This is a genomic window from Paenibacillus lactis, assembly GCF_017873605.1.
Classification (GTDB): domain Bacteria; phylum Bacillota; class Bacilli; order Paenibacillales; family Paenibacillaceae; genus Paenibacillus_AQ; species Paenibacillus_AQ lactis.
Window position 1 is genome coordinate 45072 of record NZ_JAGGKI010000006.1, and the last position, 24146, is coordinate 69217.

22 protein-coding genes and 3 riboswitches are annotated in these 24146 nt (G+C 51.8%); of the genes, 15 read left to right on the forward strand and 7 right to left on the reverse strand.

All coding sequences use genetic code 11. From position 1 onward, the window contains the following. The first annotated feature begins 74 nt into the window (after positions 1-74). Positions 75-554, forward strand: coding sequence for a nucleoside deaminase (locus J2Z18_RS13110; RefSeq protein WP_007130082.1), 480 nt, complete (start codon positions 75-77; stop codon positions 552-554). Positions 555-732: 178 nt separating this feature from the next. Here the strand turns inward: J2Z18_RS13110 and J2Z18_RS13115 are convergent, their stop codons facing one another. Then, entirely contained in the window at positions 733-1527 is a 795-nt protein-coding gene (locus J2Z18_RS13115; RefSeq protein WP_007130081.1) for an arylamine N-acetyltransferase family protein, read from the reverse strand. 123 nt (positions 1528-1650) lie between these two features. Here J2Z18_RS13115 and J2Z18_RS13120 point away from each other — a divergent pair, with 123 nt between their 5' ends. After that, complete coding sequence (locus J2Z18_RS13120) at positions 1651-3267, forward strand: YcdB/YcdC domain-containing protein (RefSeq protein WP_007130080.1); 1617 nt, start codon at positions 1651-1653, stop codon at positions 3265-3267. A 245-nt stretch (positions 3268-3512) separates the two neighbouring features. On the opposite strand, the gene gcvPB is transcribed toward J2Z18_RS13120, so the two are convergent. Genes gcvPB through gcvT form a run of 3 tightly spaced genes read right to left on the reverse strand, consistent with a single transcriptional unit; the run spans position 3513 to position 7431 of the window. Next, positions 3513-4970, reverse strand: coding sequence for an aminomethyl-transferring glycine dehydrogenase subunit GcvPB (gcvPB, locus tag J2Z18_RS13125; RefSeq protein ID WP_007130079.1), 1458 nt, complete (start codon positions 4968-4970; stop codon positions 3513-3515). Continuing rightward, complete coding sequence (gcvPA, locus tag J2Z18_RS13130; RefSeq protein WP_210094818.1) at positions 4967-6316, reverse strand: aminomethyl-transferring glycine dehydrogenase subunit GcvPA; 1350 nt, start codon at positions 6314-6316, stop codon at positions 4967-4969. Before gcvPA ends, gcvPB begins: the two co-directional genes overlap by 4 nt. Further along, positions 6313-7431, reverse strand: coding sequence for a glycine cleavage system aminomethyltransferase GcvT (gcvT, locus tag J2Z18_RS13135; protein ID WP_210094819.1), 1119 nt, complete (start codon positions 7429-7431; stop codon positions 6313-6315). The genes gcvPA and gcvT overlap by 4 nt, the downstream gene beginning before the upstream one ends. Positions 7432-7542: 111 nt before the next feature. Beyond that, a riboswitch (glycine riboswitch) is annotated at positions 7543-7650 on the reverse strand. A gap of 3 nt (positions 7651-7653) precedes the next feature. Next, a riboswitch (glycine riboswitch) is annotated at positions 7654-7763 on the reverse strand. 312 nt (positions 7764-8075) lie between these two features. Beyond that, a riboswitch (glycine riboswitch) is annotated at positions 8076-8200 on the forward strand. A 173-nt stretch (positions 8201-8373) separates the two neighbouring features. Between gcvT and gcvH the strand changes: the two genes are divergently transcribed. After that, on the forward strand, positions 8374-8763 hold the full coding sequence (gcvH, locus tag J2Z18_RS13140) for a glycine cleavage system protein GcvH (protein ID WP_210094820.1): 390 nt from the start codon (positions 8374-8376) through the stop codon (positions 8761-8763). Between the two features lie 143 nt (positions 8764-8906). Here gcvH and J2Z18_RS13145 read toward each other — a convergent pair whose 3' ends face one another. Further along, positions 8907-9824 (reverse strand): DMT family transporter, encoded by a 918-nt coding sequence (locus tag J2Z18_RS13145; RefSeq protein ID WP_210094821.1) that lies wholly within the window; start codon positions 9822-9824, stop codon positions 8907-8909. Positions 9825-9932: 108 nt separating this feature from the next. Between J2Z18_RS13145 and J2Z18_RS13150 the strand changes: the two genes are divergently transcribed. Together J2Z18_RS13150 and J2Z18_RS13155 are read left to right on the forward strand one after the other, a co-directional pair. Then, positions 9933-11372: an aminotransferase-like domain-containing protein gene (locus J2Z18_RS13150; protein ID WP_007130074.1), complete on the forward strand. Its 1440-nt coding sequence runs from the start codon at positions 9933-9935 to the stop codon at positions 11370-11372. Beyond that, the gene (locus J2Z18_RS13155) at positions 11372-12019 is read left to right on the forward strand and encodes a hypothetical protein (protein ID WP_007130073.1); all 648 of its coding nucleotides are present in this window, start codon (positions 11372-11374) and stop codon (positions 12017-12019) included. The genes J2Z18_RS13150 and J2Z18_RS13155 overlap by 1 nt, the downstream gene beginning before the upstream one ends. A gap of 93 nt (positions 12020-12112) precedes the next feature. Here J2Z18_RS13155 and J2Z18_RS13160 read toward each other — a convergent pair whose 3' ends face one another. After that, positions 12113-12664 carry a hypothetical protein gene (locus tag J2Z18_RS13160; RefSeq protein ID WP_007130072.1) on the reverse strand — a complete coding sequence of 184 codons (552 nt, stop codon included), beginning with the start codon at positions 12662-12664 and terminating at the stop codon, positions 12113-12115. Between the two features lie 317 nt (positions 12665-12981). Between J2Z18_RS13160 and J2Z18_RS13165 the strand changes: the two genes are divergently transcribed. The 4 genes from J2Z18_RS13165 (at position 12982) to J2Z18_RS13180 (ending at position 19345) form a co-directional block, all read left to right on the forward strand. After that, on the forward strand, positions 12982-14172 hold the full coding sequence (locus J2Z18_RS13165) for an NAD(P)/FAD-dependent oxidoreductase (RefSeq protein ID WP_007128305.1): 1191 nt from the start codon (positions 12982-12984) through the stop codon (positions 14170-14172). Between the two features lie 40 nt (positions 14173-14212). Then, a complete protein-coding gene (locus J2Z18_RS13170; RefSeq protein WP_007128304.1) occupies positions 14213-15088 on the forward strand; it encodes an RNA polymerase sigma-70 factor in 876 nt (291 codons plus the stop codon). Positions 15089-15421: 333 nt separating this feature from the next. After that, positions 15422-17479: a catalase gene (locus tag J2Z18_RS13175; protein WP_007128303.1), complete on the forward strand. Its 2058-nt coding sequence runs from the start codon at positions 15422-15424 to the stop codon at positions 17477-17479. Between the two features lie 87 nt (positions 17480-17566). Further along, positions 17567-19345 (forward strand): ABC transporter substrate-binding protein, encoded by a 1779-nt coding sequence (locus tag J2Z18_RS13180; protein WP_007128302.1) that lies wholly within the window; start codon positions 17567-17569, stop codon positions 19343-19345. 54 nt (positions 19346-19399) lie between these two features. On the opposite strand, the gene J2Z18_RS13185 is transcribed toward J2Z18_RS13180, so the two are convergent. Further along, the gene (locus J2Z18_RS13185; protein ID WP_144865832.1) at positions 19400-19594 is read right to left on the reverse strand and encodes a hypothetical protein; all 195 of its coding nucleotides are present in this window, start codon (positions 19592-19594) and stop codon (positions 19400-19402) included. A gap of 318 nt (positions 19595-19912) precedes the next feature. Here J2Z18_RS13185 and J2Z18_RS13190 point away from each other — a divergent pair, with 318 nt between their 5' ends. From J2Z18_RS13190 to J2Z18_RS13215, 6 genes are all read left to right on the forward strand, one after another. Continuing rightward, positions 19913-21025 carry a threonine aldolase family protein gene (locus J2Z18_RS13190; RefSeq protein ID WP_007128300.1) on the forward strand — a complete coding sequence of 371 codons (1113 nt, stop codon included), beginning with the start codon at positions 19913-19915 and terminating at the stop codon, positions 21023-21025. 320 nt (positions 21026-21345) lie between these two features. Then, the gene (locus J2Z18_RS13195) at positions 21346-21621 is read left to right on the forward strand and encodes a CD3324 family protein (protein ID WP_007128299.1); all 276 of its coding nucleotides are present in this window, start codon (positions 21346-21348) and stop codon (positions 21619-21621) included. Between the two features lie 160 nt (positions 21622-21781). Next, entirely contained in the window at positions 21782-22510 is a 729-nt protein-coding gene (locus tag J2Z18_RS13200; RefSeq protein WP_007128298.1) for a class I SAM-dependent methyltransferase, read from the forward strand. A 103-nt stretch (positions 22511-22613) separates the two neighbouring features. After that, the gene (locus tag J2Z18_RS13205) at positions 22614-23129 is read left to right on the forward strand and encodes a GNAT family N-acetyltransferase (protein ID WP_040738128.1); all 516 of its coding nucleotides are present in this window, start codon (positions 22614-22616) and stop codon (positions 23127-23129) included. Positions 23130-23142: 13 nt separating this feature from the next. Next, a complete protein-coding gene (locus tag J2Z18_RS13210) occupies positions 23143-23517 on the forward strand; it encodes a VOC family protein (RefSeq protein WP_007128296.1) in 375 nt (124 codons plus the stop codon). Between the two features lie 45 nt (positions 23518-23562). Beyond that, positions 23563-23997, forward strand: coding sequence for a hypothetical protein (locus tag J2Z18_RS13215; protein ID WP_007128295.1), 435 nt, complete (start codon positions 23563-23565; stop codon positions 23995-23997). Positions 23998-24146: the final 149 nt, after the last annotated feature.

Sequence of the window (24146 nt, forward strand, 5' to 3'; positions counted from 1 at the left end):
TGGAAAGAATGCTTGGAAAAATAAAATGGTACAGACTTGTTGAAATCATGAAGCGAGAAGGGAGCGGTTTTAAGATGATGTTATACGGCCATGAGTATTGGATGAAGATGGCGATTGACGAAGCCTTTCGTAACGTGCAGCAAGCCGAAGGAGGCCCGTTCGGAGCGATTGTGGTCAAGGATGGCAAGGTGATTGGCAAAGGGCGAAATCTCGTCACAACATTAAACGATCCGACGGCGCATGCTGAAGTTCAGGCGATTCGCGAAGCCTGTAATCATCTTCAGAGCTTCCAGCTGACCGGATGCGTGATCTACACCAGCTGCGAGCCTTGCCCGATGTGTCTTGGAGCTATTTATTGGTCCAGACCGGATGCGGTTTATTATGCAAGCACGAAGAAGGACGCTGCCAATATCGGGTTTGACGATCATTTCATCTACGAAGAAATCGAAAAGCCTATGGATCAGCGTTCCATCCCGATGAGATTGCTTCAACCGGCTGATTATTTGCTGCCTTTTCAAGCATGGTCTTCTGCAGAACGAAAAATCGAATATTAACGTTGCGATTGCAGCGTCTGCTCCCATGCGAGCCTATTTTTTCATCGTTTGATGTGCGATTTTAAACAGCCTTAAATAACAATAATAACCGGGCTCCCTAAGGGAACCCGGTTTATCGTGGCTTGCCGCAGTTTATAAACTCTAAGTTTGAACCATGGAGTTTACCGCATACGCAGGCTTATTGCTTTAATTGCTCAGGGACCTTGATTCCAAAATAGGTATACAGCGCATCCTCAAACTCCTGTTCAGACCTCGGCTTGAAGGTGTGGACCCCGCCGCTCGTAAAAATCCGGAACTCCTCGCCTTCTACGGTGTTTCGGCCTTCTGCTGTCCGCATGGAGATTCTTGCGAATTTGTTGAACGGCGAATCGGGGGCATGCTCGCACCAATAGGATGTAGTGATGAAGTCTTGCGGCAGATTGGGTTCTTCGGTGAAGGAGAAGACGGACTCCCAGCCACCATGCTTCTGCTGCTCCAGCATCCAGCCGTAATCGGTATTTGCCCGAAGGCGATAGGTCTCGTCGCCCTGCACCTGTTCGAGACCGTCAACCAGCTCCAGCGGCTGGCGGGGACCCGCTCCACCTACGCCTACATCAGCGATAAAACGCTGCTCCCCGATGGTTACCTGCAGAACCTGATGCCGCCTTTTCGGAGGCGTATGCGATTCGCCTTGCCAAAATCGTCCGAAATAATGGGTTACTTCAAACCCAAGCTCTTGCAGCAGCCACCCGAATAGTGCGTTGAGTTCGAAGCAAAATCCTCCGCGACGCCGATTCACGATTTTATCGTAGAGCGCCGGGATCTCGAGGGAAAGCGGAATATTTGCCAGGATATCCAGGTTCTCATAGGGAACCGAATGCACATGCTGCTCCTGCAGCCTGGCTAGCATGTAGGCGCTCTCGACGATCGGACCGGAATAGCCGATTCGTTCCAAATATTTTGTAACGCTGAGGGTTTCCGTTGTTGTGTTCAAGGTATCACCGCATCTCTATTAATTTTTGAGCTTGATCGATCCAAGATATTTCTCATTATATACTATTCTTGAAGGATGGAAATGAAGACCCATGGAAAAAAGGAATCGAAGGGAGGCTTAACCATGGCTCTTGACGACTCGACACTGCTGGCTTCAGCCAAGGCGGTTGTCAATATCCCCGAGCATTATCGGCTCGCCATGGCAGATAATACACCAAAGGGCGAAGCACCGAGGGAGCGTACGTACATATGGGAGGATCCGCACAGCGAAGACAATAATATCGAAGTCTCGCTATCTCTTGAAACCGGAGATTTGATGAGTCTCTATATCCGAACCGAGAAGGAGGAGGCGGATGTCAGCGAAGTCTCTACGAAGGCTGTAAGAGCTGCAGCTAATGCTTTTGTGAAGCAACATCTGCCGGGCTGTGAACAGTTCACCCGGGTCCGCATCGACGATATCCATAACGAGTACACCGTCGAATACAGAATGGAAGTGGGCGGACTGGAATTGCCGGATACCGGATGTACGCTGCGTATAAACCGGGACTTGCGGGTGGTTCGTTACCGGAAGGAAGCGTCCTCGGCGATGAGGTTGCCGGAATGGCCTGCCGAGAGGATAAGCCCCGATACGGCAAGACGAACAATGATACAGGAGCTGTGCTTGGTTCCCGTCATTGCTGCATTGTATCCGGGCGATTATGAAACGACAGCGGACACGATGGAGCATCGTCTCGTTTATGAGCCGGTTACGATTCATCGTAAGTATGATGCGGTGTCCGGCGAGCCTTTGCAAGATCTTCTGCATGCTCTGTATCCGCCGACCCGCCCCATCAGCGAGTTCAACAGGAGCGGACCTAACGTTCAGGATGATGCGATGAAACCGGACAAGTCTGCGGGATATCGTGGGAATGTTTCGTTAAACAACATGGATTTCAATGATTGGAACGCATCCCTGCGTTATTGGGAGACCGTCTTGGGAATTGATTCTTCGTTATATGCTTTAGGGGAGCGCAAGGATGACGGTGAACAATTGTATCTCTTCTATACTGAGCGGGAGTCAGCGGAAGAGCGGACTAGCGGCGCCCAAGAGGATCCGCTCTCCGTGGACGGATATATGTCGAGAAGATGGGGGAAGGCCCTTAACAGGTTAAAAGCATCGCATACGCTCCAAATCGAGAAATCCACGGGCCAGCTCGTTAGTTATTACACTAGAGTGAAACCGGATCGCATGAAGAGGAAGAAACCATCGTTTACCCGCGCGGAGTGCTGGGAGAAAGCACAGCAATTCCTTCATCAGTGCTTTCCCGAGTATATCAATTATTTGCAATTGGAGCTCGATCAGCAAGAAGAGAAGGACCCGGAACGGGAGTTTTTCCATTTGCCGTTGTTTATCGGACCCTACCGTGTGCGCCTAGAGAGCGTGACGATCAGCATATGCAGCATCACCGGTGAAGTTTTAATGTATCGCGGCGTGTCCATGGAGAAGATTCGGGAGCTTGCTCAGAACAACTTTATCGCGAAGATCAGTGAAGAAGAGGCAGCGCGGAAAGTGGAGGAGCAGCTGGAGGTGTCGATGCGTTGGTACTTAGACGGAGATGACAATTCGGGACGCTATCGGCTGATCTATGAGCCTGCTGTGAAGCGGAGCAACTCCTTGGACGGAACAGAAAAGGCGGCCACACTGCAGTATGTCGATGCGGTATCAGGAGAGCTGATCTGGAGGCTGGATATGAAATCTTAGTGTCTGCACATTGAGCCGGAGCTTTGAGCCACAGAACTTCATAATATGATGGAAGAAAAAACTAACGTTACCCAATAAGGGATCCCGTGCGCCGCAATGTCGGCGTATGGGATCCCTTTAATCATGCATATACAGGTTGGCTGTGAACTGCGGCTGGCCTGTCGCTACCTTCCCGCAATCAGGATGGAAGCTGCGGCGGGATGCCGAAGCGTTTCATGCTCGTTTCCTTTCTGATGCAGCCCCAATTAACCGCACGTACAATTCAGTACCGGTTTGCGTGCAGCCGTCGTTTCGTCAAGGCGCTTTACGACGGTGGTGTGCGGCGCGTTCTTAACTAGCTCCGGATCGGTCTGTGCCTCCTTGGCGATTTGGATCATCGTATCGATGAAGCCGTCAAGCGTTTCCTTGCTTTCCGTCTCCGTCGGCTCGATCATGATGCACTCCTCAACGTTCAGCGGGAAGTAGATGGTCGGCGGATGGTAGCCGAAATCCAGCAAACGCTTGGCGACGTCCAGCGTCCGAACGCCATACTCCTTTAGCTTCCTGCCGGACAGCACGAATTCATGCTTGCAGAGGCCCGGGTAAGCAACCTCGTAATGTGGCGCCAGACGATGCATCATGTAATTCGCATTGAGGACGGCCAGCTCGGATACACGCCGCAATCCTTCCGGACCATAGGTTCGGATATACGTATAAGCGCGAACAAGTATGCCGAAGTTGCCGTAGAACGCTTTGACCCGCCCGATGGATTGCGGACGGTCGTAATCCCAATAATACGTGCCGTCATCCCGTTTGGAGACGACCGGCTTCGGCAGGAACGGAATCAGCTTGCTCTTGACGCCGACAGGACCTGCGCCGGGACCGCCGCCGCCGTGCGGGGTGCTCATCGTTTTATGCAGATTGAGGTGAACGACGTCAAAGCCCATATCACCCGGACGCGTAATGCCCATGATCGCGTTGGAGTTGGCTCCGTCATAGTAGAGCAGGCCGCCTGCTTCGTGCACGATTTCGGCGATTTCCACGATCTGCTCCTCGAACAGGCCGAGGGTGCTTGGATTGGTCAGCATCAGCGCTGCGGTATCTTCGCCTACGACTGCGCGCAGCGCCTCAAGATCGACCATGCCGCGCTCGTTGGATTTTATCGTAATGGTCTCATAGCCGGCAACGGTAGCGCTGGCAGGATTCGTGCCGTGGGAGGAATCGGGAACGATGACTTTTGTGCGCTTCTCGCCGCGGCTCTCGTGGTATGCACGGATCAGCATCAGACCCGTCCACTCCCCGTGGGCGCCGGCAGCGGGCTGAAGCGTAACCTGATCCATGCCGGTCAGCGCGGCCAAATCATGCTGCAGCGTATAGAGAAGCTCCAGCGCGCCTTGAATGCTTTCTTCAGGCTGATAGGGATGGATTTTGGCGAACCCGGCGAAACGGGCCACGTCCTCATTAATTTTCGGATTGTATTTCATCGTACAAGAGCCGAGCGGATAGAAGCCGTTATCGATGCCGAAGTTTCTTCGCGACAGCTCGGTATAATGACGGATGACATCGACCTCATAGACCTCCGGCAGCTCGGCAGGCTGGCTGCGAAGCAGATGCTCCGGAATCAATGAGGCTGCATCCGTCTCCGGTACGTCGCATTCGGGGAGCGAATAGGCGACACGGCCCGGTTTGCTGAGTTCAAATATCAATGCTTTTTCCGGTTTCATACGATCGCCTCCAATTCATCGATAAATCGGTCGATTTCTTCCTTCGTCCGCCGTTCGGTAACGGCGATCAGCATGCACCCTTGCAGCTCGGGGTAGGCGGTTCCGAGATCGTATCCGCCGATAAACCCGGCCGCAAGCAGCTTCCGGTTAACGGCGTCAATGTTCGTACCTTCCGGCAGCTTCACCACGAATTCGTTGAAGAACGGCGCGCTGAACGGAAGGGAGAGTGAACCTTTGGCAGCACGATCCGCTGCATAGTGGGATTTGCGCACATTCAAGAGTGCGGCTTCCTGCATCCCCGCTTTCCCCATCGTGGACATGTATACCGAAGCGCAGAGAGCGAGAAGCGCCTGGTTGGAGCAAATATTGGACGTCGCTTTCTCGCGGCGGATATGCTGCTCGCGTGCTTGCAGCGTCAATACGAATCCGCGCTTGCCGTCCTTGTCGACGGTCTGGCCGACAATCCGTCCGGGAATGCGGCGCATGAGCGGCTCGGAGACCGCGAAGAATCCGCACGTCGGCCCGCCGAGAGAGGCCGGGATGCCGAGCGGCTGGGCATCGCCGACAACGATATCGGCCCCGATGACGCCCGGCGATTCCAGCAAGCCTAGCGAGAGCGGGTTCACGCTCATGACGAGCAGCGCTTTATGCTGGTGAACCTTAGGCTCGATGGCCTTCACATCCTCGATGCATCCGAAGAAATTCGGCGACTGGAGGAGGACGGCGGCCGTTTCGTCCGTGATTGCGGCAGCAAGCGCCTCTTGGTCGGTCACGCCGTTCACGCACCCGATCTCGATCACTTCCAGATCCAAGCCATGGGCGGACGTGAGCAGAATCTCGCGGGCCTCCGGATGTACGGCGCGGGAAACGATGATTTTTTTTCGTTTCGTGGCGCCGCTGGCAAGAGCCGCAGCTTCGGCAAGCGCGGTGGAGCCGTCATACATGCTGGCATTCGCCACTTTCATGCCGGTCAGCTCGCAGATATAGGATTGAAATTCGAATATGGCCTGCAGCTCGCCTTGGCTGATCTCCGGCTGATACGGCGTGTAGGCCGTATAGAATTCCGAGCGGGAAATGACGTGGTTCAGCACGACGGGAATATGGTGATCGTACAAGCCGGCGCCCAGAAAGCTGGCGTATCGGTCAAAGTCGGCATTGCGGTCCGAAAGGGCGCGCATATGCTTCAGCAGCTCAGGTTCGCTCATTCTTTCCGACATGGGCAGGACGCCGTCATAACGGATGGCCGCAGGGATGTCGGCAAACAGATCCTCGATCGACTTCGCGCCGATCACGGCAAGCATCTCGGCTTGATCCTGATCGGTCATAGGCAAATAACGATGCTTCATGTTAAGGCAGCTCCTCTTTTGTAGAATGGGGTTTTGACGACTTTGGCCTTTAGCTTCTTCCCGCGGATTTCAACCCACACCTCGGATTCAAGCGCTGCATGGGCGCTGTCGATAAGCGCAAGTCCCAGGCTGCGTTTCAGCGTAGGGGATTGCGTTCCGCTGGTAACTTCACCGATCGGATCACCGTTTCCGTCATGAACGGTATAGTGAGAACGAGGGATGCCGCGGTCGATCATTTCGATGCCGACAAGCTTGCGGGGAATACCCTCTGTTTTTTGCCGAAGCAGTGCTTCACGTCCAATAAAATCGCCTTTATCCAGCTTGACGAAAAATCCGAGGCCGGCTTCCAGCGGCGATATATCTTCCGAAAGCTCCTGCCCGTAAAGCGGCAGCTTGGCTTCGAAACGGAGCGTGTCGCGAGCGCCGAGACCTGCGGGGACTAAGCCATGCGCTTGACCTGCGTCAAGCAGTCCTCTCCAAATGGCCGGTGCTTGTTCCGCACTGCAGTATATTTCATAGCCATCCTCTCCGGTGTAACCGGTCCGGGAGACGAGGGCCTTGGAACCAAATACGTTAACATGCTGAATGAAGTGAAAGGAAGGAAGGGATTGGAGTGTTTCGGCTTCCGGTACGGCTGCCGATATGATCGCTTCGGCTGCAGGACCCTGCAGCGCGATCAGTGCCGTCTCCGCGGATGCGTTACGGAGCTCGATGTCACCGAAACGTTGATCATGAAGCCAAGCAAAATCTTTGTCGATATTCGATGCATTGACAACGAGCATGTAGCGCGCGTCAGCCAGCTTATAGACGAGAAGATCATCCACAACCCCGCCGTTGTCGTTGCACAGCAAAGTATATTGGGCCTGGCCGACCGATAGCCGGGTTACGTCGTTTGTCGTCAGCGTCTGGAGAAAAGCCTCGGCATCCGGACCGGCAACGAAAAATTCGCCCATATGTGACACATCGAACAGTCCGGCATGCTTGCGAACGGCTTCATGCTCTTGAACGATGCCGGTAAATTGCACGGGCAGCTCCCAGCCGCCGAAATCGATGCAGCGGACAGAAGGGAAATCGGAGTAAAGCGGGTAAAGCGGTGTGCGCAGTAATGAACTCATCTCTTCACCTCTTCAGATTGGTAGAAACGCTTGGAACATCAAAAAAGGACAGGCAGAAGGGAAGCTAACAAAACGCGCTAAAACCAGCACGTTCGTTTCTTCGATCTTCTGCTCTGTCCTTTGTACCTGAGAGTTACCCCACATCTCATGTTCGTCATTATGTAGAGCTCGTGTGAGTTTCCCCGTGGGTGATTCTACATTGTAGAATGCTCTCCAGAGGTGCGTCCGGTAAAGGTCCTTTTGCCTGAGAGATTCACCGCAAGCAAGCGGCTTACTCCTTCGGCGTTACCAGTCAAGCGGGTCTGACCGGTAATCTCTCCCGCTACCATCATTCGCCGTATCTTGTTATGAAGTTGTTATCTAACCTGTGTCGTTCTTCTGATTATTATAAACGGCATTCTCCATAATGTGTCAACCATTAAATTAAGTTTTGAATGCGAAATTTGGAGGATTTTGCAATAATCCCAAGGGAAACTCTAAATTTGCAACATATAGAGGGAACAAGTTAGTTCGTCTATATGGTTCCGGTGGCAGCTGAATTCAATTTTGCATCATCGTGAGTATAATAAAATTCTGTCAGATATCTTGACACAACGATAAGCCCTGATTTATTCTGTGGGAGAATCATCCAACTGAATAAGCGGATGACGATGGATGGGAGAGACCGCAAGATCAGGCGTAAGCAGCCTTAAGCGGCACCGAAGGAGCAACCCGTTAACCCCGCCGGGCTAACGAATAATCTCTCAGGTAAAAGTACCGCCATCTGACGCAGCTCTGGAGAGTGCGCAAGCCACCCAAGGGGAAAGACGGGACAATCAATCTGACAGTCCGTCATAAACTCTCAGGTACCGAGGACAGAGAGAAGGCGAAGGCCTTTTTTTTCGTCCCTTTTTTTTATATATTCACTTCATTATGAATCCAAAAGTAAAGGGTGTATCCGTAATGAGCGAAATCAGAGAGAACTTGGTGTACAGCGACGATCATGAATGGGCTTTGAAGGTAGACGGCAATGTAGTGCGCGTCGGCATTTCCGATCATGCGCAGTGCCAGCTTGGCGATATCGTATTCGTAGAACTGCCTGAGCCGGGTACGATCGTGAGCGCAGGGGGCAGCATCGGCACAATTGAGTCGGTTAAAACTGTATCGGAGCTGTATTGTCCGGTTTCCGGCAAAATTACGAAGATCAACGAAACGCTTGAGGATCAGCCGGAGCTGGTGAACGGCGAACCATATGAAGGCGGTTGGCTCGTCGAGGTTGAGGTGGACGGCGATGTGGAGGAAGCGCTTGGGAAGCTGCTGAGCGCTGATGCGTATCGTGCGAAGGTCGATTAAATGAAGTGATGCAAGCTAAGGGTCCATATAGATGGTGGACAGGACATTCAAAAAAACAGCTGCGCGTTCGTAACAAGACTTACGAGCGACGCAGCTGTTTTTTTTTCACGCAAATGTGGAGTTGCCGCCTTCACACCCTCATCCTATACCGATGACGTTCCGTGTTTACGTGTCTGCAGGCGGGAGCGGATGCCCCGCCACTGCATCAGGATAATCCCGAACAGAACCAGAATACTGCCCAGAATGGAGAAGCTCGTTACGTGTTCTCCGTACAACAGTGCCCCGAGCCCCAATGCGACCATCGGGGATATGAAGAGCCACGTCGATGGAAAGTAAGCATTCGTTGCTTTTAGCAGCCAGGCATACAGGCTGTGCGCGAGCATGGAGCCGACGGCCATCAAGTACAAGATCGAACCGGCAGCCGGCCAGGATTGCAGCTGCTCCATCGTCACTTGCTCCGTGAACAACGATAACAGGAGCAATGCGGCCCCTCCGTACAGCATCTGCACTGCATTTAGGGTGATCGGCGAGACCTCAGACAGATCAAAGGTCAGCTTGCGCGTTGCCAGGCTGCCGACAGCGTATGCGGCTTCGCCGATAAGAATCAGGATGCAGCTGAAGATCCATACGCCTTCATGCTCCAGCACCAGCTTCGGCATGATAAGCAGACAGACACCCATGAAGCCGATGATACAGCCTATGTAGTCGCTGCGGCTGCTTCGTTTTCCCAAGAATACGGCTTGGATGATCAGGATCATCATCGGTCCCGTGGCGGACAAAATAGCGGCGAGCCCTGAATCGACATGCTGCTCCGCCCAGTACAGCGTGGCGAAGGTCGTAAACGTGCTGGTCATCCCGATCAGGATGAATTCCTTGCGCAGGAGCAGGCGCAGACTGGCTTTACGCTTCCAATGCATCCAGAGGAAGAGGAGCGCACCTGCGAGTAAAAATCGTAACCCCGCCGAGAAGAACGGCGGAAGTCCGGCCTCGACGCCGATCTTGATGACGAGAAATGTTGTGCTGAATATGGCGCACATCAGCAAATAGTTGAAAATAATCATGGTTCCTCCTCCTTTTTGTATACTATAATAGGAAGCTAATAGAACAGATCGGCAAGGAATAGAACAGATTGCCAAACTACATTGCGATCGGAGAAGGAGAGGGTGCAGGTGCAATCGTCCTGGGAAGCAGGATCAGGAAAGCGGACGCTTCATCAGTCGGTTTATGACGTCATCATTCAGGGGATTCAATCCGGAAAGTGGGGGGAGCATGAGCGGCTCCCGTCTGTCCGGCAGTTGGCCGAGGAAATACAAGTGCACCGATTGACGGTCCTGAAGGCGTATCAACGGCTGCAGGATGAGGGCGTTGTTGTATCCAAGTACAAATCCGGTTATTTCGTGGCGCCGGCAAGCCAAGGACCGGCAGGAATCAATCGTAAGGAACAAGCATGGACATATCGTGCCAAATCGCAGTATATCCATCGCAGCCGGTTGTCGGACATCCATCGCATCCCGGTGGAATATCAAATGTCGGAGGCGCTGATCAATCCCAATCTGCTGCCGAACGCCTTTTTGTCAAACCATGTGAAGCAAGTGTTTGATAAGTACCCGAGAGTTTTGAGCACTTATTCCTCGGTGAAGGGAGATCCGGAGCTGCGCGAAGAATTAACGCAGTATTTCATGCAAAAGCAAGGCATATCGCTGCATCCCGAGGAGCTGATGATCACGACGGGCTCGCAGCAAGCGATAGACTTGATATCCCGTGCATTCGTGAAAAGCGGGGACACCATCTTGATCGAACGGCCGACGTACAGTCCGGCGATTGATGTGTTCGTCCAGCAAAACGTGAAGATCGTTCCAGTTGAGATTACGCCAATGGGCTATGACCTTGACCGGCTCGACCAGCTTATGCGGGATGAGAAGCCTTCGTTGTTCTATATGAACCCTACCTTCCAGAACCCTACGGGTTACACGGTCCCCGTGCCTCAGCGGAAGCAGTTGGTCGAGATGGCCGAGCGATATGCGTGTATTCTGGTGGAGGACGAGGTGTACCATGATATGTATTTCGGCGCGATGCCGCCGGCGCCGATGTTCTACTATGATACCGAAGGCTACGTCATCCACATTCGCAGTTTTAGCAAATATGTTGCACCGGGGCTCCGGATCTCCGTGCTTGCCGCACGTCCCGAAATGATGCAGGCGATCGTTCCCGTCAAAGCGCTGTCCGATAACGGCACGCCGCTATTGACACAAAAAATATTTCAGCAGTACTTCTTCTCCAGCCGTCTTCAGAATCATGTGGCGAAGCTGCGCACGGCGCTGGAGCTGCGCAAGGAGAAAATGGAGGCGCTGCTTGCTCCGACCGGCTGGAAATGGAATAGTCCGGGCGGGGGCTTGAATCTGTGGGTGCAGCTGCCCGAGCCGTTATCGGCGGATGCACTGCTGCAGCGGTGCCTGCAAGCGTCCGTGGCCTTTGTGCCCGGCCGCATCTGCGACCCGCTTGATGCTATGGACTCGTGGATTCGGCTTAGCTATTCGTTTATCCCCGAGGACCGGATGGAGGAAGGAGTGGGACGTTTAATCGCCGCTGCTCATCGGGAGGTTATGTGATGAGGCATTTAAAATATGTTGTACTTGCCCTTCTAAGTGCAGTCATTTGCTTCGGATTGTGGTCAACAGATAATGACGTTGCCGGTATTCCAGAAGACATCCAGCACTATGCAGAAGGTGCCGGACTTGAGGAATTTAGGAGATTGATCCTGGAGGATCCGGCCGGCTATGGTTATAAAAATGAAGAAGAGGTCAATTCCGTAACGCTTGGGCCTGGATTTGAAGTTCATTTTTTTGATGCCAACAAGTTCGACCGTGTAACTGACAGTTTAATGGATCTCTCCAAGCCGACAGGCCAATATGAATTTATTGTATACTCTGGTGGTGCTGGAAAATCATTTCTAAGCATCGAGAGGCATAATGCCGGCTTCAGGGTGGTAATGGCTGGGGGGGATGCTTCGAGACTGGATAAATCACTGGACATCATGAAGGGCTCTCTTTCTGTAAATCACGAAACCACGAGTCCGGCATTAATTAAAGACGGTAACGTCAGGTTTCTTGTGGCCCATATCAACGGGAAAGAAGTAAATGTTCCGGACATACCTGCAGAAAAAAGCGCTATATTGGGCGGTATGAACAACAATCAAGTATGGGATTCCGAGAAAACGATCAAGTTCCTGAAACAAGCCCGGGCGCAAGTAAGATGATGATAAAGAAAGCAGACCCACCGCTTTTCAAGGACAGTTTATCTTCTAAGTTTGTAGTAAAATACAGTGAAGTTCGCTTGGCAGATGGTAGGATTATTTTTCGAATGGAATGTTAGGTAACGGCTTAATATGCTCTGCTGCTATACGAAACTGGTTGTAAAAATCATTAGAATTCTCGTAATTTCTCGGTAAATTAATAGAGAATAAATGGATATGTTTCGCCACTTTCAAATGTATTTCTGATTCCAATCCGTCTCTATCTTCAATGCAGCTTCTTACAATGGATGCAAAAGTATATTTAAATGCGGAAAAATCGTTCTTAAGAACTTCTAATCCCAAAAAACTATGAGCGTTATCCTCTAACAAATCAAGTCGATCGTTCACAAAAATAACGGTTGTATACACGTCTAACATCTTAATAGCAATCTCATCTGCTTTAGCGCCAGAAGTTTGAGCAAGCATCTTATCTAACGTTTGTACACTCGATACGAAACTGGCATAATAACTCGACGTCACTTCGATTCTTTTTTTAGCATTACTGTTGATGATCAGAAGGACGATAGATAAAAAGATAATGAATACGGCAACAATTATGATGATTTTAGAATGTTTTTTTCTTCGATAAGCTAACATGCGCTCCTTCAATTACAAATGGTCTCCTTCTTTTGAACTCTTTATTTATAGTCAAAGAGTCATTACTTCTTGATGATACTCTTCATTGTTTAATCAGTGCGGAATTTTTTCGTTCAGGATTCCTCTCTTAAAAACAACAGATGTAAGGGTATCACATTGAACGAGGTTTTTTCTATACACAATTACTACCAGTATATGGTCTTTGAAATATAATAGATTTTAAACCTTGGTAGCCGAAATGTCCCATCGATTGTTCCGAAGCGGTGTCACAAAAATCGCTCCCTCCTCGTTACATATGCAAATACGCGCTGATAAGGGAGATGGGGTATATGAAAAATCTGACTTGTATCGTTGTAGGCGGCGGCTTTGCCGGCATTCACGCACTCAAAGCGATTCACAAAGCCCATGCGGAACTATCAAACGGAGGGAAGCTCCGACTCATTTTGCTGGATAAAGCGCCTGCGCATGTCCGCAAGGTGCTGCTGTTCCGTCCGGCAGCTACCGGGGAGCCGATACACGTGCCGTGGGAGCGGATCGTCCCTGAGGGAACGGAGGTATTGCAAGGAGCCGTGACGGGCATCGATAAAGACCATAAATCGCTTCGTTATCAGGATCGGGCGGGGATCAGCCATTCACTCGATTATGATGTCCTCGTCGTATCCGTTGGCAGCATTGTCCGGATGCCGAATCCGGAGCAAGGAGGATATGCGCTGACCGGACCGAATGCAGCAGCGCGCATCCGGGAGCAATGGATGGCCAACCTGAAGCTTGCCGCCACGATGGCGGATGGAGCAGAGAAGCTTCGTCTGATGAGTGCAGCGGTAGCGGGAGCCGGAATCACCGGAATTGAGACCTCGGCGGAGCTGGCGTTCGCCATGAGAAAGGAAGCTGCGGCACTTCGGCTCGATCCTCACAACATCCGCGTCCATTTGCTGAATACCCAGGAACGACTGTTTATGGAGGGACCAGCAAAGGTGGGTCATCGGCTAGAGCGCTATTTGCAAAACCTAGGGATTATGCTTCATCACCGGACAAGAGCGATGAGTGAGGAACAGGGCCGCTTGCGGTTATCTGACGGGGATTCGCTGCCGGTCGGATTTACCGTGTGGACGCTTGGGCTTGCTCCGAATCCAATCGCTCGCAGCCTGGGGCTTCCCCTGACCGGGGACGGCCGAATCATCGTGGATGAAAGCTACCGTGTTCAGGGGGCACCCGGCGTGTACAGTATTGGCGATTGTGCCCATATCGTAGATCCCGTTACCGGCGAAGCAGATCGGATGACATGCAAGGAGGCCATTCCACAGGCAACCCGGTTAGGCAGAATCATCAAGGCTGATTTATCCGGGCAGGGCGCAAACGCCGAGAGGCATCGCGGCGTTTCGCAAGGCTACACGGTCGGGCTCGGCCCCGGTCACGGATTGGTATGGAGCCGGAGCTGGGGAATCGATATCATGATCACCGGCAAGCTCGCTTACAAAGTGAAGACGTTCATGTGGAATCATGCCAGCATGGTTCGTTAACCGACAGCGACTATAACAATCTAAAGGAATGAGGATACCCGTGGGAGAGCTGTATAAGCAATATAGAAACCTGTTGTTTCACCTCGCATACCAAATGACAGGCACCGTCTCCGACGCGGAGGACGCTGTTCAAGATGTGTTCGTCAAGGTCCAGAGCCTGCCGATGGATCAGATTAAGGAACCGAAGGCCTATTTGTGCAAAATGGTAACGAACCGCTGTCTCGATCATCTGAAATCGGCTAGGCAGCGACGGGAGGAATACTTCGGTCCGTGGCTTCCCGAGCCGGTTCCGAGTGCGTTCGGCGACAGCTATGAGGCGGTTGAGAATCAAGATCTGCTGTCCTATGCCATGCTCGTTCTGCTGGAACGGCTCTCGCCCGCTGAACGTGCCGTTTTCGTTCTTCGGGAGGCGCTAGGCTTCGACTACACTGAAATTGCGGAGCTTGTGGAGAAGAGTGAAACGAATTGCCGCAAGCTGATGAGCAGAGCCCGTGGCAAGATGGGGATCACGGAGGATGATCTGATCGGCGTGGGAACTGTGGCGGAGGAGTGGGTGAATGGCTTCTTTGCGGCATTATCGGCCGGGAATGCCGAGCATGTACTAAGCTTGCTTGCGGAAGATGCTGTTCTCATCTCGGATGGCGGAGGCAAGGTCATCGCCGCTGCTCGACCGGTCGAATCGAGAGAGAAGGTCGCCCGCTTCCTGCTGGGGATTCTTCACAATGCACAGCTGGAAGATGGCGATTCGCTGTTAATCGAGATCAATGAGCTGAATGGTCAAACCGGCGTCGTGTTCTATCATCAAGGGGTCATAACCGGAGTTGTTTTTGTGAATGTGAAGGATGGATTGATTCAAGAAATCTATATTGTGCGAAATCCGGATAAGCTTCAAGGACTGATTCCACCGAAGTTATAATCAACCCGCCGCTACAATAGGGGTTAACATAAGCAGCCTGTCTCTGATGGGAGAGGCTGTTTTTTATTTGGCGCTCCTTATACCAAATGGTTCTATATAAATGAATCCGTTCTTTTTTACTTGATAAGGACCCATTTTTATCGGGTTCGTGCTGGATGTTTCCTTAAAGCTATCGAATGAGCGTTTCATGAAGGAAGGGTGAATCTGGATTCGCTTTCCATATTGCAGGGTAATAGTTCTCGGATGCCTAGTTATTCTGCTACCTAGTTGACGCACCCATGTTTAATAGTGGCAGATATTCGTACCAACTATAAACCAGGAGGTTCGAGACGCATGAAGGATTCCAATTCGAACAACAGCAGCAAGAAGACGATCAAGGACCAGCAGCTGGCTCAATTTACGGTGGATAATGATGGCAAAGGCTTGACCACCAACCAAGGGCTTCGGGTATCCGAGGACGAGCATTCGCTGAAAGCGGGGGTTCGCGGGCCGACCCTTATGGAGGATTTCCACTTCCGGGAGAAGATGACCCATTTTGACCATGAAAGGATTCCTGAACGTATCGTCCACGCCCGGGGCTTCGGAGCTCACGGCTTTTTCCAGGTGTACGAATCCATGAGGGCGTTTACCCGGGCGAAGTTTCTGCAGGACCCATCAACGGTTACGCCGGTGTTCGTCCGTTTCTCCACGGTTGCGGGGTCCAGAGGCTCAGCGGACACGGTCAGGGATGTAAGGGGCTTTGCGACCAAGTTTTACACGGAGGAAGGCAATTACGATCTTGTCGGCAACAACATGCCGGTGTTCTTCATTCAGGATGCAATGAAGTTTCCCGATTTCGTTCATGCCGTGAAGCCGGAGCCGCACAACGAAATTCCGCAGGCCCAGTCCGCGCACGATACTTTTTGGGATTTCGTGGCCAATAATACCGAGAGCGTGCATATGGTGATGTGGGCAATGTCCGACCGGGCGCTGCCGAGAAGCTTTCGGATGATGGAGGGCTTCGGTGTACATACATTCCGGTTTGTGAATGAGGAAGGCAGAGCCCATTTTGTGAAATTCCACTGGAAGCCGGTGCTTGGCACCCATTCCTTAGTTTGGGATGAAACGCAGAAGATTGCGGGTAAGGATCCGGATTTCAACCGCCGCGATCTGTGGGAAGCGATCGAATCGGGGAACTTTCCGGAGTATGAGCTTGGCGTGCAGATGATTCCGGAGGAAGATGAATTCCGTTTTGACTTCGACATTCTGGATCCTACGAAAATATGGCCGGAGGAGCTCGTCCCGGTGCGGCTTATCGGAAAAATGACGCTGAACCGCAATACCGATAACTTCTTCGCCGAGACCGAGCAAATCGCCTTCCATCCCGGACATGTCGTGCCGGGGATTGATTTCACCAACGACCCGCTGCTGCAAGGCCGGCTGTTCTCCTATACGGATACGCAGCTGTCCCGTCTCGGCGGACCGAACTTTCACGAGATACCGATCAATCGCCCGGTTGCGCCGGTCCACAATAACCAGCGTGACGGCATGCATCGCATGACGATAAATAAAGGGCCTGTCAGCTATCATAAGAACGGAATCGCCGGCAATACGCCGGCACCGGTGCCCGGAGAGCAGGGCGGTTATGAACATTATACCGAGAAGGTAGAGGGACGGAAGGTAAGAGAGCGAAGCGACAGCTTCAAGGATCATTTCAGCCAGGCGTCCATGTTCTGGAACAGCATGTCCGAAGTCGAGAAGCAGCATATCGTCTCCGCGTTCCAGTTCGAGCTCGGCAAGGTGCAGCGGAAAGAAATTCGTCAGCAGGTTGTAGACGTGTTCGCGAACGTGGACAGCGAGCTAGCCACTCGCATATCGGAAGGCATCGGCACGATTCCGCCGCAGAAGAGCGGTTCCGCTTCCAGCTTGGCCTCGCCCGCTTTGAGCATGATGAATACCGTGAAGCTGCCGCTTACCCGTAAAGTTGCAGTACTTGCCGGCAACGGATATTCGGACGAGCTGCCGTTCGTGCTCACCCAGCTGCAGCAGGCAGGCGTCATAACGGAAATCGTGAGCGCCAAGCTCGGCATGATTCGCGGCAAAACCAGCGGCGAGCTTGAAGTGAAGCACTCCCTGCTCGGAGCCGATTCGGTCTTATTCGATGCGGTGCTCGTTTCGGGCGGGACACTCAGCGTATCCGAGCTTCTGAGCGAGCCGAAGGTTCTTGACTTCGTGAGAGAGGCCTATCAGCATTACAAGCCGATTGCAGCGATCGACGAGGGCGTCAATTTACTGCCTTCGGCCAGCGGCGAAGGCATCGTTACAGCCCGCGAGGGCGACGACCTGAAATCATTCGGGCACAGTTTCATTGAAGCCATTGCAGCTCACCGGCATTGGTCAAGAATCGTTTAGAACTTAAGCGATGATTAGGTATCGCGCGAACCCGGAACACCCTGTAGAATACAAGGTATATATCGGATTACGGGGGAGTGAGGTGCCTTGCTCAGCGAACAATATTTGATGCTGCATCGGAAGCTGGCTGAAGGGGCGGAGGGCACTTCGACGAAAGTGACGCTTGAAGTGATCGCGGCCACCTTGTTTTGCACGGAACGCAATGCGAAGCTTGTCCTGCGCAAAATGCAAGAGAAAGCGTGGATAACCTGGAGGGCAGGTCGAGGACGGGGGAACCGTTCCGTACTGACGTTTCTGGCCAATCGGGAACAGCTTCTGCAGGAATCGGCGCGGCAATGGGCGGAGAAGGGGGAGTATAAGCGGGCGTTTGAGCTGCTCCGGACGTATGGAAACGATATTCGCACAAATGAGTCGTTTGTGGAATGGATGAACGGTCATTTCGGATTTTGCAAAGAGCAGGAAGGCGAACAGTCAAAGGATTCCTTACGTCTTCCAATCTACCGGACCATTGAGTCGCTGGATCCGGCCGATTGCGTATACAGTGTTCAGTCCCTCATGATTGAGCAAATCTTCGACAGACTGGTGAACTACGATAACGAAACCGGCCGCTATCTGCCGGCCATCGCCCACTACTGGGAGAGCAATGATGACGGAACGGAATGGACCTTCCATCTGCGAAAAGGGATTGTGTTTCATGACGGCACCGAATTGACCGCAGATGATGTCAAATATACGGTCGAACGGCTTCGCCGCGGAAAACGCAACGGCTGGATCGTTCGCGAGCTGAATCGGGTCGATGTCGTCACTCCCCGCATTGTAAGATTTATGTTGAACAAACCGAATCGGATCTTTATCCGGTTCCTGAGCGCGATCTGTATGTCCATTATTCCTAAGCACCTTGCCGAGCCGGACGAAGCTTCGTATTGGGCCCGCCCGATGGGCACAGGGCCATTCATCCTCGAGACATGGAGCGAAGAGCGATTGGTCTTTCACGCCAATCCGCATTACTATCAAGGTCGTCCGCATTTGGACACCGTGCACATCGTCATCATGCCTGAGCATGCCATCCATTATGAGGTCAGCTGGGAGAATCTGCTTCAAGATCCGGACGTAAGGCAAGCCGATAACGGAAACGACGAGGTGGTGACCATTGAGTCCTCCGAAGGATGCACGAGCATGATGACATGGAATATGACGAAACCAGGCCCCCATCAATGCGTATTGTTCCGGCGTGCCGTGGATCTGGTCCTTGATCGCCAAGGTATGGTCCGGGAGCTCGGAGAACACCGTCTGTTTCCGGCCAGAAGCTTTATCCGGGATAAGAGGACACTTGAATACCAGGAGCAGTACGACCTGGGGCTTGCGCAATCCTTGCTGGAACAGTCAGGCTATGATGGAACACCAATCATCATGGGCACCATCGCCAATCATGCCAAGGACGCAGCATGGATCAAGGAACGCTGCGCCGATATCGGAATACCGGTCATCATCCGCGAAGAGAGGATGGATACGATTCTCCGTCCGGATGTGATGAAAGAGATGGATTGCATTGTGCATGCGCTGGTGCTGCCCGGCGAAGAAGTCTGTCTGGTCGAGAACTACGAGCAGGACAGCAGCTTTGTGAAAGAGCTCATGGATCCGGGGCTTAGGGAATGGGTCATGGAGTGCATCGATGGCGCGTTAGCGAGCCCGGATTCTAAGGATAGATTCGGCCAATTAAAGAAAATCGAAGATCGGCTGCGCGGCGAAGCGCAAATTTTGTTCCTTGCACATACGAAGTTCTATGCCCATTTGAATGCTTCCTATAAGGGGATCGTCATTAACCGGCTAGGCTGGCTTGATTTCAAGCAAATCTGGCGGGTATGACGAGAAAAAATAACAGAGCAGATGCGATAATAACCGCGCCTGCTCTGTTTCGCGTTAGAGGAGCTTTTGGCTTGAGCGAGACTGCCGCTGTCGAAAGAAGCCGAAAAGATTATGAAGAAGGCTTCGTTTGCCCGCCTGCATATGTTTTTCCAAAGGATCAGGCTGTACATATAAGCCTCTGCGTTCAAGCCGTTCCCATTCCGATTGCCGATACTCCTGCAGCTTCTCTAGCGTGTAGCCGTCGTACATCACTTTGCCTCCTGTCAGACATTCTGGATTACGTCTGAATGAATGAACGTGGAATGTCTTGTTACGTACATTATGGAGGCCGCCGTTATCCGTAAAAAGTGTAAACCTGGTCAAGCGGATTTCCCCTTTTCGCACACGCGGCTGTTTCTGACGCCAGCATCATGGCGACATCGTTGTCAAGGCTTTCCTTTCTTGCGTCTCATTTTTAGGGAAAGGCATATTCCGCAGACCAATTATCTAGTATGCTAAAGAACAGGCAAGGAATAAACGGACGATGTGCGAAACGTTGCATCGAACCCCGAAGGGAGACCCCTACATATGGAGCATCTTAAGAAATCGCTAAATGAAACATATAGCAAAACGGTGTATCCGTTAATCGGACACAGCGCCCGGACAGCCGAAGTTCTGCTGGAGGCATTCAAGGATGTCGATGGTGGACAAACGGCAGATATGTACGGCAGCGGATCGGTTATTGAAGACTTCCAGAGTCGGATGGCTGATGTGCTTGGCAAGGAGTCGGCCGTGTTCTTCCCGAGCGGGACGATGGCGCAGCAGATTGCCCTCCGGATTTGGTGTGATGAAGCCGGATTAAAGCGGGTGGCTTACCATCCTCTGTGTCATCTGGAGATCCATGAAGAGGACGGTCTTAAGGAGCTCCATCATATTGAACCGATCCTTCTGGCGGATAAAGACCGATTGATTACGCTTGAAGATGTTCAGCATCTGGATGAGCGGATATCATGTCTGCTGTTGGAATTGCCGCAGCGGGAGATCGGCGGACAGCTGCCTGATTACGGGGAGCTGGAGGCGATTTCGGCATATTGCCGTGCGAACGGAATCAAGCTGCATTTGGATGGAGCAAGACTGTTTGAAATTACGCCGTACTACGGAAAATCCGCTGCTGAAATTTGCGCTCTTTTTGACAGTGTATATGTTTCGTTCTACAAAGGCATCGGCGGGATTGCCGGGGCGATTCTTGCGGGAAATGCGGAGTTCACGGCCAAATCGAAAATATGGAAACGGCGGCATGGTGGTGACCTGGTCAGCTTGTATCCGTATATCATTAGCTCGGATTTTTATTATAAGCTGAGAATCGGCCGCATGAAGCAATATTATGAGGAGGCTAAGGAACTGGCCATGCTGTTCAACCAGTGCCAAGGGATTCAGACTCGGCCCGAAATTCCGGTATCGAACATGTTTCATGTCCATTTTAAGATGAGTATGGAGCAGCTGGAGCCGCTTTTGGTCGATGTGCTTACCGAAACTGGGGTTGGGCTCATCAGTTATTTGCGTGAAACAGGCGATCAGAGCTGTTCCACCGAGGTGCATATCGGGGACCGCTATAGCCGGGTGCCGAAAGAAGAGCTGAAGGAAGCTTTCCGGCTGCTTGATGAGAAAATAAAGCACGCTGAAATCGCTGAAACTGAATAGGAGCGTGCAAGGGGATTGATTTTCCGGTTATGATTTATCGACGGCGTTCATGCTGGTAAAATAATAGCAGTGCAAAACTGGCTTACGTATTTTCATAAATGCGAGGTGAATAACACATGGCTTTTCAAAGAAGCACCACCGTACAAACGGTTAAATCAGGCTCCGGGCAAAGCAGCACAGCATGGAGAATACGGACAAAGGGGTTTGTTCGGAGCCTGCTTCCAGTTAAGGCGTAAATGTCTTGTGCATGCTTTGCTCGCTATTTACATGAGGATTTGGCAAAATCCTGTTCATTTTTCTTGTAGATAGGAGCGGCAAATATGAAATATGAAAATGCACAGCATCTTTTACCTGACGACGTAATTAAGGTTATTCAACAATATATAGACGGCGGTTATATCTATATCCCCAGAAAGGCCGGCCGCCGCACAAGCTGGGGAGAGCGGACGGGGGCCAAAGCGGAAATAACCCGTAGGAACCGCGAGATCTACGAGAGGTACTGCCGAGGCGAATCCATTCGTCAGCTGTCGCAGCGGCATTATCTTACGGAGCAATCCATCCGGCGGATCATCCGGCAACAAAAGCCGAAACCATGATGAGAGGCGATATTTGACGCGGTCCATGGGGATCCTTCAAATATCGCTTTTTTTATGCGGTGATCCCCTTTGCGTCATAATTATTCTTGAACTTGAGTTGCATCGCAAATCGCGATAAGTTTAGAAGAACACGGAAGGAAACGGGGAGTGAGTGACCTTTATGACTCAAAATATTTATGATCACGAGGATTTCTTTCAAGGCTACAGTCAATTGAATCGTTCCATCCACGGACTAGGCGGTGCCCCGGAATGGGCGGCGCTTCAATCGCTGCTGCCCGACATGAAGGGGATCGATGTGCTTGATTTAGGCTGCGGCTTCGGCTGGTTCTGCCGCTGGGCTAAGGAGCATGGTGCCATAAGCGTCGTAGGCATCGACGTGTCTGCTAAGATGCTTGCAAGGGCCAAGGATGAAACGAAGGACCCTCAAATTTCATACCTTCGGGCAGACCTGGAGACGATCGAGCTGGAACGGGAGAGATATGATCTGGTCTACAGCTCGCTTGCCTTTCATTATATCGAGGATATAGAGCGGCTGTTGAAGCAGGCGTATGATTCGCTTAAGGCCGGCGGACGTTTGGTATGCTCGATCGAACATCCGATTTACACGGCATCGCAGGGGGCTGGATGGATCCCTCATCCGAATGGCTTCAAGACATGGCCGGTCGATCATTATCAATTCGAGGGACCTCGAACCACGAATTGGTTGGCCGAAGGCGTAATCAAGCAGCATCGGACGATCGGAACGTACCTGAATCTTTTGATCCGGGTTGGGTTTACGATTACCCACGTGGAGGATTGGGGGCCAGCGGATGAACAGCTAGCCGTTCATCCGGAATGGGAGGAGGAGAGTCATCGGCCGATGTTTCTGTTGATATCGGGAACGCGATAAGCAGTATAAGCTGGCTGCGAGGTCATTTACCAGCATAAGGAAAGCGGTTATTATAGTGATTATACCTAGCGTGAGAAAGTGAGAAAGTGGGGTCATGACCTGAATGGAGATCACTGTGAAGAGATTGGAAGGCATGGAGCTCAAAATTGCCTGGCAGCAAGCCTTCGCGCAGCATCAAATTCATCGTCCGGAAGCGTATTACGATCGTTGCGATCTGGAGAACCGGACCGGAAAGCGCGTTACGCTGCTGGCGTATGCGGACGGAGAGCTGGCCGGCGTTTCCCATTTGAAATATGATTCGGATTATCCGTTCTTTCGCGAAAATGGGATTCCGGAGATTAACGATTTGAACGTATTTCCGGAATACCAGAGGCAAGGCATCGCCAATCGGATCATCGAAGAGTTTGAGCATATTGCCCGTGAAACGACGCATCGCATCGGTATCGGTGTAGGGCTGTACAAGGATTACGGAGCCGCGCAGCGGATATACTGCCGTAGAGGCTACATACCGGATGGACACGGCATCATGTACCACAATGTCCCGGTGGTCCCCGGAGAGATGGTTCGTGCCGACGACGACTTGGTGTTGTATCTCGTGAAGGAACTGGGAATCATTTGAGAGAGGGATACGAATGAATAAGGGTTTTTCGCATTGCCTGCAAATATTCCCAACCGATAATATTGGGGAAACTGCCCGTTTTTACGAAAACATCGGGTTTCGGGCCGTGCCCTATATGGATGCTGCAGAGCCTCATATCTGTCTGTATAGGGATTCGGTGGAGATCGTTCTGACGATGACGGATCAGGAGGTTGTGCCGAATCGGCTCCGTTACGGATCTGGTTATGACGCTTATCTGATCAGCTTCAACCAGAAGGAAATGGAGGAAGAGCTGTCGCGAGCCGGCGTAAAGATCGTGAGGCCTTTAGACGTCACGGACTACAACAATCATGAATTTGTGTTTGAGGATATCGATGGGCGTTGGATCGCTGTTGGCAACAAGCAGTAACTCATCTATCAATAGGGAACGGATTTTTCAGGAGATGATGCCGCGATGAAGCAAATATGGATCAATCGAAGCGTGATTGGAATGGTTTTTTTGTCTGCTTTTTTATCCATAACGGCCGGAATTATGTATCTAAGCTCGAGCTGGATCAGCTTTTCGTTTCTTGGACCCGAGGTCGGTTCTGAAACGGCGGTAACGTCCTTCTGGGCAGGGGTTTCCATTGTTATTGGCATCGGGCTGGCAGGCACAGCACTTAACATGGCCCGTATTCGCGAGGGAGACGCTCCCGAAAATATAGCCCTCTTCCTGACGCTATGCTTAAGCATTATCCAGCTGCCTCCGTTGTTCCTGTGGTTTGGGGTTTTGACTGTTGTTGCGAACGGGGAGGCGCTATGGGCGATTCTGATCCACCTGATGCTAATGGCGGCCGGTTCGATCAACGCCGTGCTTTTAGTGAAAATTGGCAGAATATCCTATCGATGAAATTCTCTTAGTTTTGATAAATCAGTCATGTATGCAGGCTGCCAGCGTATTCTCGCCGGCAGCCTTTTTTGCGCTTAAAACTGGGATCAACGATACCTTGGAACCATGAGGACAGGCACCTTATAGAACTTGTTTTTAATTTCTATCAG

Coding starts and splice junctions, on each gene's coding strand:
- J2Z18_RS13185 (WP_144865832.1), bottom strand. CDS start 19,594: ATGTACGACGGCTACACGCTAGAGAAGCTGCAGGAGTATCGGCAATCG.
- J2Z18_RS13155 (WP_007130073.1), top strand. CDS start 11,372: ATGAGGCATTTAAAATATGTTGTACTTGCCCTTCTAAGTGCAGTCATT.
- gcvT (WP_210094819.1), bottom strand. CDS start 7,431: ATGAGTTCATTACTGCGCACACCGCTTTACCCGCTTTACTCCGATTTC.
- J2Z18_RS13205 (WP_040738128.1), top strand. CDS start 22,614: ATGGAGATCACTGTGAAGAGATTGGAAGGCATGGAGCTCAAAATTGCC.
- J2Z18_RS13190 (WP_007128300.1), top strand. CDS start 19,913: ATGGAGCATCTTAAGAAATCGCTAAATGAAACATATAGCAAAACGGTG.
- J2Z18_RS13165 (WP_007128305.1), top strand. CDS start 12,982: ATGAAAAATCTGACTTGTATCGTTGTAGGCGGCGGCTTTGCCGGCATT.
- gcvPA (WP_210094818.1), bottom strand. CDS start 6,316: ATGAAGCATCGTTATTTGCCTATGACCGATCAGGATCAAGCCGAGATG.
- J2Z18_RS13120 (WP_007130080.1), top strand. CDS start 1,651: ATGGCTCTTGACGACTCGACACTGCTGGCTTCAGCCAAGGCGGTTGTC.
- gcvPB (WP_007130079.1), bottom strand. CDS start 4,970: ATGAAACCGGAAAAAGCATTGATATTTGAACTCAGCAAACCGGGCCGT.
- J2Z18_RS13195 (WP_007128299.1), top strand. CDS start 21,346: ATGAAATATGAAAATGCACAGCATCTTTTACCTGACGACGTAATTAAG.
- J2Z18_RS13200 (WP_007128298.1), top strand. CDS start 21,782: ATGACTCAAAATATTTATGATCACGAGGATTTCTTTCAAGGCTACAGT.
- J2Z18_RS13210 (WP_007128296.1), top strand. CDS start 23,143: ATGAATAAGGGTTTTTCGCATTGCCTGCAAATATTCCCAACCGATAAT.
- J2Z18_RS13215 (WP_007128295.1), top strand. CDS start 23,563: ATGAAGCAAATATGGATCAATCGAAGCGTGATTGGAATGGTTTTTTTG.
- gcvH (WP_210094820.1), top strand. CDS start 8,374: ATGAGCGAAATCAGAGAGAACTTGGTGTACAGCGACGATCATGAATGG.
- J2Z18_RS13175 (WP_007128303.1), top strand. CDS start 15,422: ATGAAGGATTCCAATTCGAACAACAGCAGCAAGAAGACGATCAAGGAC.
- J2Z18_RS13110 (WP_007130082.1), top strand. CDS start 75: ATGATGTTATACGGCCATGAGTATTGGATGAAGATGGCGATTGACGAA.
- J2Z18_RS13145 (WP_210094821.1), bottom strand. CDS start 9,824: ATGATTATTTTCAACTATTTGCTGATGTGCGCCATATTCAGCACAACA.